This window comes from Caulobacter sp. GW821-FHT10A06, from assembly GCF_059415805.1.
This window is the reverse complement of record NZ_JBWKNY010000004.1, coordinates 132,075-145,908: the sequence shown is the minus strand read 5'-3', so window position 1 is coordinate 145,908 and position 13,834 is coordinate 132,075. Positions and strand designations below refer to the sequence as shown.

At 69.1% G+C, this 13,834-nt stretch carries 14 protein-coding genes; 9 read left to right on the top strand and 5 right to left on the bottom strand.

The window, feature by feature from the left end; genetic code table 11:
• Window positions 1–2 precede the first annotated feature (2 nt).
• Entirely contained in the window at window positions 3–902 is a 900-nt protein-coding gene (locus AC07NF_RS12080) for an alpha/beta fold hydrolase (protein WP_494626151.1), read from the bottom strand.
• Window positions 903–904: 2 nt separating this feature from the next.
• Complete coding sequence (gene rfbC / locus AC07NF_RS12075) at window positions 905–1,468, bottom strand: dTDP-4-dehydrorhamnose 3,5-epimerase (RefSeq protein WP_494626149.1); 564 nt, start codon at window positions 1,466–1,468, stop codon at window positions 905–907.
• A gap of 33 nt (window positions 1,469–1,501) precedes the next feature.
• On the opposite strand from rfbC, the gene AC07NF_RS12070 reads away from it, so the two are divergent.
• Window positions 1,502–2,539, top strand: a complete 1,038-nt coding sequence (locus AC07NF_RS12070; protein ID WP_494626146.1) for a glycosyltransferase family 2 protein — start codon at window positions 1,502–1,504, stop codon at window positions 2,537–2,539.
• Here the strand turns inward: AC07NF_RS12070 and argE are convergent.
• Complete coding sequence (gene argE / locus AC07NF_RS12065) at window positions 2,499–3,680, bottom strand: acetylornithine deacetylase (RefSeq protein ID WP_494626144.1); 1,182 nt, start codon at window positions 3,678–3,680, stop codon at window positions 2,499–2,501. The genes AC07NF_RS12070 and argE overlap by 41 nt on opposite strands.
• A gap of 79 nt (window positions 3,681–3,759) precedes the next feature.
• On the opposite strand from argE, the gene AC07NF_RS12060 reads away from it, so the two are divergent.
• The 4 genes from AC07NF_RS12060 to AC07NF_RS12045 all read left to right on the top strand — a co-directional run bounded on the left by AC07NF_RS12060 (window position 3,760) and on the right by AC07NF_RS12045 (window position 7,819).
• Entirely contained in the window at window positions 3,760–4,395 is a 636-nt protein-coding gene (locus tag AC07NF_RS12060) for a glutathione S-transferase N-terminal domain-containing protein (RefSeq protein ID WP_494626142.1), read from the top strand.
• Between the two features lie 90 nt (window positions 4,396–4,485).
• The gene (gene purU, locus AC07NF_RS12055) at window positions 4,486–5,328 is read left to right on the top strand and encodes a formyltetrahydrofolate deformylase (protein ID WP_494626140.1); all 843 of its coding nucleotides are present in this window, start codon (window positions 4,486–4,488) and stop codon (window positions 5,326–5,328) included.
• A 64-nt stretch (window positions 5,329–5,392) separates the two neighbouring features.
• Window positions 5,393–6,454, top strand: a complete 1,062-nt coding sequence (gene rfbB / locus AC07NF_RS12050) for a dTDP-glucose 4,6-dehydratase (RefSeq protein WP_494626138.1) — start codon at window positions 5,393–5,395, stop codon at window positions 6,452–6,454.
• An 87-nt stretch (window positions 6,455–6,541) separates the two neighbouring features.
• Complete coding sequence (locus AC07NF_RS12045; protein ID WP_494626136.1) at window positions 6,542–7,819, top strand: serine hydrolase domain-containing protein; 1,278 nt, start codon at window positions 6,542–6,544, stop codon at window positions 7,817–7,819.
• Here the strand turns inward: AC07NF_RS12045 and AC07NF_RS12040 are convergent.
• The gene (locus AC07NF_RS12040) at window positions 7,816–8,253 is read right to left on the bottom strand and encodes a COG3650 family protein (protein ID WP_494626134.1); all 438 of its coding nucleotides are present in this window, start codon (window positions 8,251–8,253) and stop codon (window positions 7,816–7,818) included. The two genes, AC07NF_RS12045 and AC07NF_RS12040, sit on opposite strands and share 4 nt — an antisense overlap.
• A 47-nt stretch (window positions 8,254–8,300) precedes the next feature.
• On the opposite strand from AC07NF_RS12040, the gene AC07NF_RS12035 reads away from it, so the two are divergent.
• The 4 genes from AC07NF_RS12035 to AC07NF_RS12020 all read left to right on the top strand — a co-directional run bounded on the left by AC07NF_RS12035 (window position 8,301) and on the right by AC07NF_RS12020 (window position 12,121).
• Window positions 8,301–9,425 (top strand): DNA cytosine methyltransferase, encoded by a 1,125-nt coding sequence (locus AC07NF_RS12035; protein WP_494626132.1) that lies wholly within the window; start codon window positions 8,301–8,303, stop codon window positions 9,423–9,425.
• 73 nt (window positions 9,426–9,498) lie between these two features.
• Window positions 9,499–10,485, top strand: coding sequence for a cysteine synthase A (gene cysK, locus AC07NF_RS12030; protein ID WP_494626130.1), 987 nt, complete (start codon window positions 9,499–9,501; stop codon window positions 10,483–10,485).
• The gene (locus AC07NF_RS12025; protein ID WP_494627558.1) at window positions 10,404–11,672 is read left to right on the top strand and encodes an FAD-dependent oxidoreductase; all 1,269 of its coding nucleotides are present in this window, start codon (window positions 10,404–10,406) and stop codon (window positions 11,670–11,672) included. Before cysK ends, AC07NF_RS12025 begins: the two co-directional genes overlap by 82 nt.
• Window positions 11,669–12,121 (top strand): very short patch repair endonuclease, encoded by a 453-nt coding sequence (locus tag AC07NF_RS12020; protein WP_494626128.1) that lies wholly within the window; start codon window positions 11,669–11,671, stop codon window positions 12,119–12,121. The genes AC07NF_RS12025 and AC07NF_RS12020 overlap by 4 nt, the downstream gene beginning before the upstream one ends.
• On the opposite strand, the gene AC07NF_RS12015 is transcribed toward AC07NF_RS12020, so the two are convergent.
• A complete protein-coding gene (locus tag AC07NF_RS12015) occupies window positions 12,076–13,791 on the bottom strand; it encodes an ATP-binding protein (protein ID WP_494627556.1) in 1,716 nt (571 codons plus the stop codon). The two genes, AC07NF_RS12020 and AC07NF_RS12015, sit on opposite strands and share 46 nt — an antisense overlap.
• Window positions 13,792–13,834: the final 43 nt, after the last annotated feature.

Genomic DNA, 13,834 nt, shown 5'->3' with positions numbered 1-13,834 from the left:
CTTTAGGGCGCGGTCTCCAGCAGGTTTTCTATCGCGGCCCAGGCCTCAGGCTCCGTCAGCATCGGCGCATGGCCGACGCCGGGGACCTCGGCATAGGCCATGTGGGGCGCGGCGGCCTTCATGCGTTCGGCGATGGCGGGGTCGATCAGGTCGGAGATCCCGCCACGCACCAGCAGCAGCGGGCGGTCCTTCGCCAGGGCCCGGAACAGCGGATACATGTCCGGCGGCGCCAGGGCCGCGCCGCCTTCGGCCTGGGATTTGGCGGCGGCTTCCGTGGCGGCCTTGATCGGCGCGGCGATGTCCGGGTCGTAGGCCAGGACGTACGCGCCGTCCTGCTCGTCGAACAGGCGGCGGGCGAAGACGTCCCAGTCCTCGGCCGTGTAGGCGGGGAAGGCCGCTTCGTTGATCGCCTTGGCGTAGGCGACAGCCGCGTCCCAGGTCTCGAACCGGCTGGCCATACCGGTATAGCCGGCGATGCGGGCCAGGCCGACGGGCGACAGCTCGGGGCCGACATCGTTGAGCACGACCGCCGCGATCGCCTGGGGCAGGATCGAGGTCAGCACCATGGTGATCAGCCCGCCCATGCTGGTGCCGACAAATACCGCCTTCTCGATCCCGGCCGCCTGCAGCAGCGAGACGATGTCGGCGGCATAGGTCCCCGGATGGTAGTTCATCGGGTTCGGATCCCGCGCCGACAGGCCCCGGCCCCGCACGTCGACGGCCAAGACACGACGGCCCGTGGCGGCGATGCGCGGCGCCAGGTCCTCGAAGTCGCGGGCGTTGCGGGTCAGGCCGTGAATGCAGATCACCGGCAGCTTCTGGCTATCGCCGACGGGCGTGTAGTCCCGCGCATGCAGCGGCAGGCCTTCGTGTGAGGTCCAGAAGAAGTCGGTGAAGCTCATGCTCAGGCCTCGTAGACGAAGGGCGTTTCGATCTCGCTCAGCAGCGGGGCGGCGTTGTCGCGGTCGTTGGCGGTGATCTCGGCGACCGGGATCGGCCAGTCGATGCCGACCGCCGGATCGCTCCAGCGCACCGCGCCCTCGGCGGCCGGGGCGTAGTAGTCGGTGACCTTGTAGAGCACTTCGCAGGCGTCGGTCAGGGTGACGTAGCCGTGGGCGAAGCCCTTGGGCACCAGCAGCTGCTGGCGATTTTCGGCCGACAGCTCGGCCCCGACCCATTGGCCATAGGTCGGCGAGCCTTTGCGGATGTCGACCGCCACGTCGAAGATTGCGCCGACCACGCAGCGCAGCAGCTTGTCCTGGGCATGGGGCGGCTTTTGGTAGTGCAGGCCGCGCTGGATGCCGCGCGTCGTCGAGCGCACGTGGTTGTCCTGGACGAAAGCGGCCTTAAATCCAGCCTCCTCCAGCGCCGCCTGGCGGAAGGTCTCGGAAAACCACCCCCGCTCATCGCCATGGCGCGCGGGCGTGATAAGCAGCACTTCGGGGATCGCCAGCGGCGTGATCTTCATGACGCGTACCTAGAGAAACGAATTTCGCCACCGATGCCGGCTGAGACGACTGAAAACAAGAGCCCGTCGGTGAGCGTGATCATCGTCTCCTACCAGAGCGGCCCGACCCTGGCGCCGTGCCTGGAGCGGCTGGCCGCCCAGACCTTCCGCGACTTCGAGACCATCCTGATCGACAACGCCTCAACCGACGGCGCGCCGCAGGCGGCGGCCAAGGCCCATCCGTGGGTCGATTTCGTCGAGGCTGGGGCCAACCTGGGCTTCGCGGCCGGCAATAACTTCGCGGCCCGGCGCGCCAAGGGCCGCTGGCTGGTTTTGCTGAACCCCGACGCCTATGCCGAGCCCGAGTGGCTGGCCGAACTGATGGCCGGTGTGGAGCGCCATCCGACCGTGAAGAGCTTCGCCTCCCTGCAGCTGTCGGCCGATCGACCGGGCCTGCTGGACGGGGCCGGCGACAATGTCACCAGCGCGGGCATACCGTTCCGAGGCGGGTATGGCCGCAAGGAACCGGCGGTCCTACCCGAGGGTGAGGTGTTCTCGGCCTGTGGCGCGGCCATGCTGATCGACCGCGACCTGTTCCTGGAGGTCGGCGGCTTCGACGAGCGTTATTTCTGCTACTGCGAGGACGTCGACCTGGGCTACCGCCTGCGCCTCTACGACTATCCGACCCTGCTTCTCCCGAAGGCCAAGGTCGCCCACGTGGGCTCGGCCAGCACCGGCGTGCGATCGGACTTCGCGATCTTCCACGGTTCGCGCAACCGGGTCTGGACCTTCCTGAAGAACACGCCGGGCTGGCTGTTCCCGGTGACCCTGCCGCTGCACGTGGCCGTGACGTCGGGCCTGCTGCTGCTGCACTGGCGGCGCGGCGACGTCGAACCGGCGATCCGGGGCATCAAGGCGGCGCTGAAGCGCGAGGACCTGGATCAGGTCATGGCCGACCGCCGTACGATCCAGGCCAAGCGCAAGGCCTCGCCGGGCGCGATCCTGCGGGTGATGTCGTTCGATCCGACGGCGTTCATCGGCCGCCGTTTCATCATCCGGCGCTGGAAAGGTCCTCGATCAGCCGGCGCATGAAGGCCGCGCCGCGCTGCATCTGGCTGATCTCGACAAACTCGTCGGGCTGGTGGGCCTGGTCGATCGAGCCGGGACCGCAGATCACGGTCGAGAAGCCCGCGCCCTGGAACTGCCCGGCCTCGGCGGCATAGGGCACCACGCGGGCCGGGCCGTTGTCGCCGGCCAGCTTGCGGGCGAAGGCCTCGGCGACGCCGTCTTCCTCGGGCGCGAAGGCCGGGGTCAGCGAGCGACGCTCGACCTTGACGCCGCCTTCGGGGGCCTTGGCCTTGATTTCGGCGTCCATGGCCTCGCAGGCGGCGAAGAAATCGGCCAGCAGAGCCATCGGATCCATCTTGCCCGGCGTGCGCAGATCGAACAGGAACTTGCACTCACGGGCCAGGATGTTGCCGGCCGTGCCGCCATGGACCATGCCGACGGTCAGGGTCGCGCCCTTTGGCATGAACGGCGAGTTCGGATCGGCCTCGCGCTCCAGCTTTTCCGACAGTTCGACCAGCATCGCCATAAGCTTGATCGCCATGGTGTTGGCCGAGACGCCCAGGTGGGTCAGGCTGGAATGGGCCTCGCGGCCGGTGACCGTGACCGTGAAGGTGGCGATGCCCTTGTGGCCACGCACGGCGACCATGTCGGTGGGTTCGCCGACCACGACGAGGGCGGGGCGGGGGACCTCGGTGGCGATCACCGCGATCATGTCGGGCGCGCCGAGGCAGCCGACTTCCTCATCGTAGGAGAAGGCCAGGTGCACCGGCCGTGACAGGGTCGCCTGGGCCAGGTCCGGCGCGGCGGCCAGCGCCAAGGCCAGGAAGCCCTTCATGTCGCAGGTCCCGCGCCCATAGAGCCGCCCGTCGCGCTCGGTCAGCACCCACGGATCGCTGGACCACGGCTGGCCGTCGACCGGCACGACGTCGGTATGGCCGGAGAGCACCACCCCGCCCTCGACCGCCGGGCCGATGGTGGCCATCAGGTTCGACTTGGTCCCGTCGGCGTTCGGCACCCGGCGGCTCGGGACGTCCAGGTGAGCCAGGTACTGCTCGACCCACTGGATCAATTCCAGGTTCGACCGGCGCGAGGTGGTGTCGAACGCCACCAGCTTGGCCAGGATGTCGATCGCGCGATCAGACAAGACTTCGGAAGAGGAAACCATGATCAGAGCCTAGACCCGTTCGCGCGGCGCCATCTACCCGCCCGCGCGTTGTTGACCCCGGAATGCAGGGAGATGCCTCGTGATCGATCTCTACACCTGGACCACGCCGAACGGCCGCAAGGCCTCGATCATGCTGGAGGAGGTCGGCCTGCCCTATCGGGTCAACCCGGTGAACATCGGCAAGGACGAGCAGTTCGACCCGAAGTTCCTGGCCATCTCGCCCAACAACAAGATCCCCGCCATCGTCGATCACGACGCCCCCGGCGGCCCGCAGAAGGTGTTCGAAAGCGGCGCGATCCTGGTCTATCTGGCCGAAAAGACCGGCAAGCTGCTGGCCCCGAGCGGTCCCGAGCGCTGGGCGGCCCTGGAATGGACCTTCTGGCAGGTCGGCGGCCTGGGACCGATGGCCGGCCAATACGGCTATTTCGCTCTGCGCGCAGAGGAGAAGGTTCCCGCCGCCATCGACCGTTTCGGCGAGGAGGTCTCGCGCCTCATGGGCGTGCTCGATCGGCGGCTCAACGACCATCCGTGGATCGCCGGCGAGCACTATTCCATCGCCGACATCGCCAGCTACAGCTGGACCAAGGCCGTGCTGGGCGCCCTGGCCAAGGCCGAGCCGGGTCGCGATCCCGGCGTTCCGGCGGTCGAGAACTGGCTGATGGCCGTCGAGGCCCGTCCGGCCGTCCAGCGGGGCATGGCCGTGCCGCAGGTTTAGGAAAACTCCGTACGCCAGAGGAAAATCGGCCTCGCCTGACGCGTTCAGCCGCTTTTCTTCGGCGATACAGTTCTCTAGAGGGAGCGGACCATGATCCTGACCCTCTCCTGCCCCGACCAGCGCGGCATCGTCGCCAAGGTGTCCGCCTTCCTCTACGAGCGCGGCTGCAACATCCTGGACGCCCAGCAGTTCGACGACCAGGAGACCGGTCAGTTCTTCATGCGCGTGGTGTTCGATGCCGACGGCGCCGACCGGTCAGCGGTGCGCGGCGAGTTCGGCGCCCTGGCCGAGCCGCTGAAGATGAAGTGGTCCCTGCGCGACCGCGCCGAGCGCTATCGCGTGCTGCTGCTGGCCAGCAAGTTCGACCACTGCCTGGCCGACCTGGTCTATCGCTGGCGGATCGGCGAACTGCCGATGGACATCGCCGGCGTGGTCTCCAACCATCCCGCCGAAACCTACGAACACATCGACCTCTCGGGCCTGCCCTTCCACCACATGCCGGTGACCAAGGAGACCAAATTCGAGCAGGAAGCCGATCTCTGGAAGCTGATCCAGGAGACCAAGACCGACATCGTCGTCCTCGCCCGCTACATGCAGGTGCTGTCGGACGGTCTGTCGGCCAAGCTGCAGGGTCGCTGCATCAACATCCACCACTCGTTCCTGCCGGGCTTCAAGGGCGCCAAGCCCTATCACCAGGCCCATGCGCGCGGCGTGAAGCTGATCGGCGCCTCGGCCCACTACGTGACCGGCGACCTGGACGAGGGTCCGATCATCGAGCAGGACGTCGAGCGCATCAGCCACCGCGACACGCCCGAGGATCTGGTCCGCAAGGGCCGTGACATCGAGCGCCGCGTCCTGGCCCGCGCCCTGCGTTACCGCTTGGAAGATCGCGTGCTGCTGAACGGCCGCAAGACGGTGGTCTTCACCGACTAAGTTGCGCGTACACTAAAAACTGGATACGGACCCGGCTCTGTTTCAGCCCGAGGCTAACCCGCGCATGTCGCAGCAGAATCTCCGCGTGATGGTGACCGGCGGGTCGGGCTTCATCGGCTCGGCCGTGTGCCGCCATCTGGCCGGCCAGAACGACGTCGCAATCCTCAATTTCGACAAGCTGACCTATGCCGCCTCGCCGGCCAGCCTGGCGATGCTGGACGGCAAGGCCGATTACCAGTTCGTGCAGGGCGATGTCGCCGACGCGGCGGTCGTCTCGGCGACGATCAAGGCCTTCCGCCCCAACGTGGTCATGCATCTGGCCGCCGAGAGCCATGTCGACCGCTCGATCACCGGTCCTGGCGACTTTGTGCAGACCAACATCGTCGGCACGTACGTGATGCTGCAGGCGGCGCTGGAGCACTGGCGCACGCTGGAAGGCGCCGAGAAGGACGCCTTCCGCTTCCACCACATCTCGACCGACGAGGTATTTGGCAGCCTGGGCGCCGAAGGCCTGTTCAGCGAAACCACGCCCTACGACCCCCGCTCGCCCTATTCGGCGTCAAAGGCCTCGTCCGACCACCTGGCCCGCGCCTGGCATCACACCTACGGTCTGCCGGTGGTGGTCTCGAACTGCTCGAACAACTACGGCCCGTATCACTTCCCCGAGAAGCTGATCCCGCTGGTCACGCTCAATGCCCTCGAGGGCAAGCCGCTGCCGGTCTACGGCAAGGGCGACAATGTCCGCGACTGGCTGCATGTCGAGGACCACGCCCGCGCCCTGCACCTGATCGCCACCCGGGGCGTCCCGGGCGAGAGCTACAATGTCGGCGGCCGCAACGAGCGCACCAACTTGCAGGTCGTTGAGGCGATCTGCGACGTGCTGGATGAGCTGCGCCCGATCGCCGGCCAGAGCCGCCGCGATCTGATCACCTTCGTCACCGACCGTCCGGGCCACGACGCCCGCTACGCCATCGACGCCACCAAGCTGGAGACCGAGCTGGGCTGGAAGGCGCAGGAGACCTTCGACACCGGCCTGCGCAAGACCATCCAGTGGTACCTCGATAACCAGGCCTGGTGGGCGCCGCTGCGCGAGCGTTACGACGGCCAGCGCCTGGGCCTGAAGTAGCCGTCTACGACCTCGACGCCCTGGCCAAAAAGCTCAGCCTCGGCGACAGTCCAACGCTGTCATAAGAAAAGCGTTGGGGAGCCTCCCGTGTCCAAGAAGATCATCCTCGCCGCCGTCGCGGCGACGCTGTTGGCCGTGCCGGCCGCCCCCGCCTTGGCGCGTGCGACGCCCGCCGCCTCGGCCCCCGCCCCGGTCAAGATCGACAAGAAACGCATCGACGCGGCCCTGAAGGCCATGGTTGACAGCGGCCGCGCCGTCGGCGTCTCGGCGGTGGTCTGGAAGGATGGCCAGGAGCGCTATTTCGGGACCGCCGGCATGGCCGACCGCGAGGGTGGTAAGCCGATGCGCCGCGACACCCTGGTGCAGATCTTCTCGATGACCAAGCCGGTCACGGGCGTGGCTTTGATGCAGCTGTGGGAGCAGGGGAAGTTTGGCCTGGACGACCCGCTGTCGCGCTACTTGCCCGACTTCGCCGACATGAAGGTGATGGACGCCCGGGGCCAGACTCGTCCGGCGGCCCGCCCGATCCTGATCCGCGACATCCTGCGCCACACGGCCGGCTTCTCGTACGGCGGGACGGCCACCCCGGCCGATGCGGCGTTCACGGCGCTGGATCCGATGAACCAGGCCAACGACCTGACCGAGTTCGGCCATCGCATCGCCAAGGCGCCGCTGCTGTTCGATCCGGGCGAGCAGTGGAGCTACAGCGCCGCCGTCGACGTCCAGGCCCTGCTGGTCGAGAAACTCACCGGCCAGCCGTTCGAAGCCTATGTGAAGGCCCACATCCTCGAGCCGCTGGGCATGAAGGAAGCGGCCTGGACCCAGCCCGAGGCCGCCTTCGCTCGCCTGGCCGCCACCTACAACAAGGGCCCCGACGGCAAGCTGGCCCGCCAGGCCGACGCCGAGACCCGCCGGCTCAATTTCGACCCCAGCCGTCGCCTGACCATGGGCGGGGCCGGCATCGTCGCGCCGATCGACGACTACCTCCGCTTCTCGCGCATGCTGCTGAACGAGGGCGAGCTGGACGGGGTGCGGGTCCTGAAACCCTCGACCGCGCGCCTGATGGCCACCGACCACCTGGACCCCCGCGTCACCCAGCGCCTCTGGCTGCCCAGCAAGGGCACGGTCGGCTTCGGTCTCGACTTCGCGGTCCGCAAGAGCGCGCCGAAGACGGCCGCTGAAAATCGCGGCGCGATCGGCGAATTCTTCTGGGACGGCCGCGAGACGACGCTGTTCTGGGTCGATCCGGTCAACCATCTGACGGCGGTGTTCTTCGTCCAGACCTACCCCTTCGACGGCACCCTGCACCACGACTTCCGCGAAGCGGTGTATGGTGCGGACTATCTGGGACCCAAGGGCGACTAGGGCTTGGGCTGGGCCGCCAGGTCCTGGGTCTTCGAGGCGCAGCCCTTCAGGGTCTCGCCGTCGATCCAGACCTCGGCCAGGTAGCCGTAGCGGCGGTCGGACATGCCGTCCGAGCACTCGCCCGGCGTCAGGCGCAGCACGAGCCGGGTCTCGCCGGCGGTGGTGTCGAACACGCCCTGCTCGCCGTCGATGCGCACGCCGGAATTGCCGGTGACGACGTCGGCATGGTCGGGGCGGGACAGGGTCATGCCGTCGGCGCGCACCTTCACGTTCCAGAACGGCTCGGTCCCGACCGCGTCGAAGTCGCCGGAATAGTCCGGGCCGACGGTGATCGGCGCATCGGCCGGCGGCGGGGCTTCCTCGGCCGAGCCCATGGGCGACTGTCCGCAGGCCGTTATCAACAGGGCGGCGGCGATCAGGGCGGCGGTACGCATGTCTTTGACTATCCCCTCCAGGTCCGGTGAGGCTAGACTCAGCGGCGATGAATCGGAACGCTTCTCCCTCCTTCCTTGAGTTCTTCGCCGGCGGCGGCATGGCCCGGATCGGTCTGGGCGACGGCTGGAGCTGCGCGTTCGCCAACGACTTCGACGCGGTGAAGGCCGACACCTATCGGGCCAACTTCGCCGACGCGGGGGAGCACTTCCACGCCGGCGACGTCTTCGCCCTCAAGGCGGACGAGATCCCGACCGCCGACCTGGCCTGGGCCTCCAGCCCCTGCCAGGACTTCAGCCTGGCCGGCGCCCGCGCGGGCCTGGCCGGCGGCAAGTCGTCGGCCTTCTTCGGCTTCTGGACGCTGATGAAGGCGATGTCGGCCGAGGGCCGCGCCCCGCCGGTGATCGTCATCGAGAACGTCGTGGGTTTGCTGACCTCGCACCACGGCGACGACTTCACCGCCCTGTGCGGCGCGCTCTCGGAAGAGGGCTACCGCTTCGGGGCGCTGGAGATCGACGCCGGCGCCTTCGTCCCGCAGTCGCGCCCCCGTGTGTTCGTCGTCGCCACCCGCCTGCCGACCGACGACCTGGAAGGGACCAGCGGCTTCCACAGCCGCGCCGTGCGCGAGGCCGCCGCCCGCCTGCCCGACGACTTGAAAGAGCGCTGGATCTGGTGGGGCGTCCCCTCGCCGCCGGCCCGCAACACCGACCTTTCCGTCGTGCTCGAGCCCGACGCCGCCGTGACCTGGAACCCACAGGAGCGCACCGACGCCCTGCTGGCCCTGATGGCCGACAGCCACCGCGAGGCGGTCGAGCGTCGCGTGAAGTCGGGCGAGCGCGCGGTCGGCGCCGTGTTCCGCCGGATGCGCGGCGGCGACCAGCGGGCCGAGGTGCGCTTCGACGGCGTAGCGGGATGTCTGCGCACCCCGCGCGGCGGCTCCTCGCGTCAGACCTTGCTGGTCATCGAGAACGGCCAAGTCCGCTCGCGCCTGGTCACCCCGCGCGAGGGCGCGCGCCTGATGGGCCTGCCCGACAGCTATCTGCTGCCGCGTTCGCAGACGGCCGGCCTGCAGGTGATCGGCGACGGCGTGGCGGTCCCGGCCGTCCGCTGGCTGGCCCAAACCCTGCTGGAGCCCCTGCTGATTAGCAAAACTGCAAGCCTCGCCGCCGAATGACCCCCTGACAGCTGGGGTTTGCGGGTCTAGGGTGCGCCCGCTTCCCGCAACCTAAAGGCTCCAGGGTGCTCTGATGGACGACGCTTCCTCCCTCTACGACGCTTCGCGTTTCAAGCGCGCGGGTCGCGGCAAGATCTACGACTCGATCATCGACACGATCGGTGACACCCCGATCGTCCGCCTGCCGCGCCTGACGGCCGAGCTGAAGCCCAAGGGCGAGGTCGTCGCCAAACTCGAATTCTTCAACCCGATCGGTTCGGTCAAGGACCGCATCGGCGTGGCCATGATCGAGTCGCTGGAAGCCCAGGGCATCCTGAAGCCCGGCGCGACGATTATCGAGCCCACCTCGGGCAATACCGGCATCGCCCTGGCCTTCGTGGCCGCCGCCAAGGGCTACAAGCTGATCCTGGTCATGCCCGAAAGCATGTCGGTCGAGCGCCGCAAGATGCTGCTGCTGCTGGGCGCCAAGCTGGAGCTGACCCCGGCTGAGAAGGGCATGCGCGGCGCCGTCTCGCGCGCCCAGGAACTGATCGACGCCACGCCGGGCGCGGTGATGCCGCAACAGTTCGAGAACGGCGCCAACCCGCTGATCCACCGCGTCTCGACCGCCGAGGAGATCTGGAACGACACGGCCGGCGCCGTGGACGCCGTGGTCTCGGGCGTCGGCACTGGTGGCACGATCAGCGGCGTCGGCCAGGTGCTGAAGGCCCGCAAGCCGTCCCTGAAGATGGTCGCCGTCGAGCCCGAGGCTTCGCCGGTGCTGTCGGGCGGCGCGCCGGGTCCGCACAAGATCCAGGGCATCGGGGCCGGTTTCGTGCCGGGCATCCTCGATCGCTCGGTGATCGACGACATCGTCCAGGTCAGCAATGACGACAGCTTCGCCATGGCCCGCCGCGCGGCGGCGACCGAAGGCCTGCCGGTCGGCATCAGTTCGGGCGCGGCCCTGACCGCCGCCTTCGACCTGGCCCTGCGCGACGAATACGCCGGCAAGCTGATCGTGGTGATCATCCCCAGCTTCGCCGAGCGCTATCTGTCCACGGCGCTGTTCGAGGGCCTCTGAGCCCCCTTCGTGTAGGCGTCGTCGGGTGCGGCGTCGGCGGCATGGCCGCCGCGCTGGCCCTGGCGCGCCGAGGGCATCGGGTCACCCTGCTGGAGGCCTTCGCGGCCCCGCGTCCATTGGGCTCGGGGCTGTTGTTGCAGCCGACGGGTCTGGCGGCCTTGCGGGCCCTGGGTCTCGACGAAGCGATCCGTGAGGCCGGCGCCCGTGTCGACCGGCTGGAAGGCAAGGATACGCGCGGCCGCCGGGTCATGGACCTGGACTACGGCGACTGGCGGCCCGGCGCGCACGGCGTCGGCATCCATCGCGCGGTGCTGTTCGACACTCTGCACGAGCAGCTAGCGCCGGCCGGGGTCGAGGTCGTCACCGACGCCCGCGTCGTGCGGATCGAGAACGCCGCGAACCCTATCCTTCACGATCAGCAAGGCCGCAGTTTCGGCCCGTTCGAACTGGCCATTGTCGGCGACGGCTCGGCCTCGACCCTGCGGACGGCGATCCGGCCCGGCGCGCGAGCCCCGGTCTATCCGTGGGGCGCGGTCTGGACTAACGCCAGCGATCCCGAGGGCCGTTTCGCCGGCGCCTTGCGGCAGGTCTATCACCGCGCCGAGGTGATGACTGGCGTCCTGCCCATCGGCCAAGATCAGGTCAGCCTCTTCTGGTCCGTGCCGGTCAAGGACCTGGACGCCTTCCTGGCCGGCGACTTCGAAACCTGGCGGCGCGAGCGGCTAGGGGCACTGTGGCCCGAGGCCGCCGCGCTGCTTGAGGGCCGCGAAGCCTGGGAGGGTTTCTCCCGCGCCCTCTATCGCGACGTCTCGGTGGGACGCTGGAACCGCGACGCCTGCGTGCTGATCGGCGACGCCGCTCACGGCACCAGTCCGCAACTGGGGCAGGGGGCGAACCTGGCCCTGGTGGACGCCGTCGAGCTGGCCGCGCGCCTGGACCGCGACCATCGCGGGGTCACTGTCGCCGTCCGCGCCTGGCAGGGCGATCGTCGGCGGCACACCGGCATCTATCAGCTGGTCTCCAAGGCCCTGACGCCGCTCTTTCAAGCGCATGGCGCGTTCTGGCCTTGCATGAGGGATTGGTTCTTCACCCCAATGTCGCGCTGGCCGGGCCTCAAGCAGCTGGGCGTGCTGCTGCTGACCGGGACCCTGCGCCTGGGCCGTTTCCCGCCGGAGACCAAGCCGTGACGACGGACGTCTACGACAAGGCCAAGCGCTCGGCCGTCATGGCCGCCGTGAAGAGCAAGGACACCAGGCCCGAGAAGGCCCTGCGCCGGATCCTGACCAGCCTGGGCGCGCGCTATCGCCTGCATCGCAAGGACCTGCCGGGCAATCCCGACGTGGTCATGCCGGGCCGCAAGCTGGCCTTTTTCGTCCATGGCTGCTTCTGGCATGGTCACGACTGCGCGCGAGGCTCGCGGGTGCCCAAGAACAATCGCGACTACTGGCTGGCCAAGGTGGCCCGCAACGTCGCCCGCGACGCGCGCTCGCAAGCCGCGCTGAAGGCGGCCGGCTGGCGGGTCGAGGTCGTCTGGGAATGCGACATGAAGGACGAGGCGGCCCTGGCGGCGCGCCTCAAGGCCGTGCTGGATCAGGCCGCGTCGGCCGAGGCGGACACCTCGACCGCCAGCACCTGAGCCAAGGCTCCGAACAGCTCCACAGGGTCGATCGGCTTGGCCACGTGGCCATTCATGCCGGCGGCCATGCAGGCGTCCCAGTCCTTGGGCGTAGCCGAGGCGGTGACGGCGATCACCGGGGTGTCGCGGTTGGGGCCCGCGCCAGCGCGCAGGATCCGGGTGGCCTCGCGGCCATCCATGCCGGGCATGTAGACGTCCATCAGCACCGCGTCGAAGACCTCGGCGTTCAGCAGTTCCAGGGCCTCCTCGCCGGACTCGGCCAGGGTCGCGTCGACGCCGAAGGGCTGGAGCACCAGCTCGATGGCTCGGCGGTTGACCACGTGGTCGTCGACCACCAGCACCCGCAGGCCGGTGATCGAGCGGCCCTCGTCCTCGGCGCGCGGCGCTTCGGCGGTCTCGAAGACGGTGGTCAGGGTGAAGTGGGCGCCGTGACCGGGTGCGCTGGCGGCGGTCAGGTCGCCGCCCATCAGCCGGGCCAGCTCGCGGCTGATCGCCAGGCCCAGGCCCGAGCCGCCATGCTGGCGCACGATGGCGGCGTTCAGCTGGTCGAACGGCGTGAACAGGCGCGGCAGGGCGGCCTCGGGAATGCCAGGACCGGTGTCGATCACCTCGATCGACAGCAGGACCTGGTCGGGCGAGGGCTGGGCGTGCAGGACGACCGTGATCTCGCCGCGCTCGGTGAACTTGATGGCGTTGCTGAGCAGGTTGTTCAGCACCTGCTTCAGGCGCATGGCGTCGCCGGCCACCCAGCGGGGCAGGCTGGCCGCGCCCTTGATCCGCAGCTTCAGCCCCTTGCGGGCGATTTCGGGCCGCCACAGGCGCAGGGTGTCCGACAAGGCCTGGCGCAGGTTGAAGGCCGACTGCTCGACCGTCATCCGACCCGCGTCCAGGCGCGAGAGGTCCAGCAGATCGTTCAGCAGGGTGCGCATCAGGCCCCCGGCGTCGGCGATCAGCTGGGCGTGGATCTTCTGGCCGGCCTCGGGAACCTCGCTGTGCAGGCGGGCCGCGCCGGCCAGGATGGCGCTGATCGGGGTGCGCAGCTCGTGGCTGATCATGGCCACGAAGGCGGACTTGGCGGCGACGGCCTCCTCGGCCTCGTGGCGGCGGCGCTCGGCCTCGGCCTTGGCGTCGGCCTCGGCCTTCAGGGCGGCGCTGAGGGTGCGGCTGGCGACGGTGACCGAGACGATCATCAGGATGGCGCCGAACCACAGCACATCGGCCAGGTTGGCCCCGGGATTGGCGGCCTTGGCCACGAACGGTGCGATCAGCAGGTAGAGGGCGTGCGGGGCGGCGGCCATCAGGGTGGCCAGGCGGTTGCCGGCGTTGACGACCACCACGTTCAGCAGGGCGCCGGCCAGCAGCATGCCGCCCAGGGTCGGTGCGAACCGGATGTGCGAGGCGAACAGCGCCAGCGACACGGCGCCGAAGGCCGCCGAGGTGACGAACGGCGCGACGACGGCGGCCAGGCGTCGCCAGGTCGGCGCGGACCCCGTCGGACCCCGCACCCAGTTCTCGAAGGCGTAGCACAGCGTGTAGACGCCGGCCCACACCCAGCCCCAGGCCGGATGCAGATAGACCTGCAGCAGCACGGCGATGGCCACGGTGGCGCCGATGCGCAGATAGGTGTTCGCGCGCCGTGAGGCGGCGGCGCGAGCCACGTCCTTCTGCATCGTCGTCTCGGTCACGCCTTCGCCCCCTGAGACCCCCCGGTCC

What these genes read in the sequence shown, in the direction of transcription:
- purU (WP_494626140.1), top strand. Translation starts at nt 4,486, where the DNA reads ATGATCCTGACCCTCTCCTGCCCCGACCAGCGCGGCATCGTCGCCAAG.
- argE (WP_494626144.1), bottom strand. Translation starts at nt 3,680, where the DNA reads ATGGTTTCCTCTTCCGAAGTCTTGTCTGATCGCGCGATCGACATCCTG.
- AC07NF_RS12035 (WP_494626132.1), top strand. Translation starts at nt 8,301, where the DNA reads ATGAATCGGAACGCTTCTCCCTCCTTCCTTGAGTTCTTCGCCGGCGGC.
- AC07NF_RS12080 (WP_494626151.1), bottom strand. Translation starts at nt 902, where the DNA reads ATGAGCTTCACCGACTTCTTCTGGACCTCACACGAAGGCCTGCCGCTG.
- AC07NF_RS12015 (WP_494627556.1), bottom strand. Translation starts at nt 13,791, where the DNA reads ATGCAGAAGGACGTGGCTCGCGCCGCCGCCTCACGGCGCGCGAACACC.
- AC07NF_RS12070 (WP_494626146.1), top strand. Translation starts at nt 1,502, where the DNA reads ATGCCGGCTGAGACGACTGAAAACAAGAGCCCGTCGGTGAGCGTGATC.
- AC07NF_RS12040 (WP_494626134.1), bottom strand. Translation starts at nt 8,253, where the DNA reads ATGCGTACCGCCGCCCTGATCGCCGCCGCCCTGTTGATAACGGCCTGC.
- rfbB (WP_494626138.1), top strand. Translation starts at nt 5,393, where the DNA reads ATGTCGCAGCAGAATCTCCGCGTGATGGTGACCGGCGGGTCGGGCTTC.
- rfbC (WP_494626149.1), bottom strand. Translation starts at nt 1,468, where the DNA reads ATGAAGATCACGCCGCTGGCGATCCCCGAAGTGCTGCTTATCACGCCC.
- cysK (WP_494626130.1), top strand. Translation starts at nt 9,499, where the DNA reads ATGGACGACGCTTCCTCCCTCTACGACGCTTCGCGTTTCAAGCGCGCG.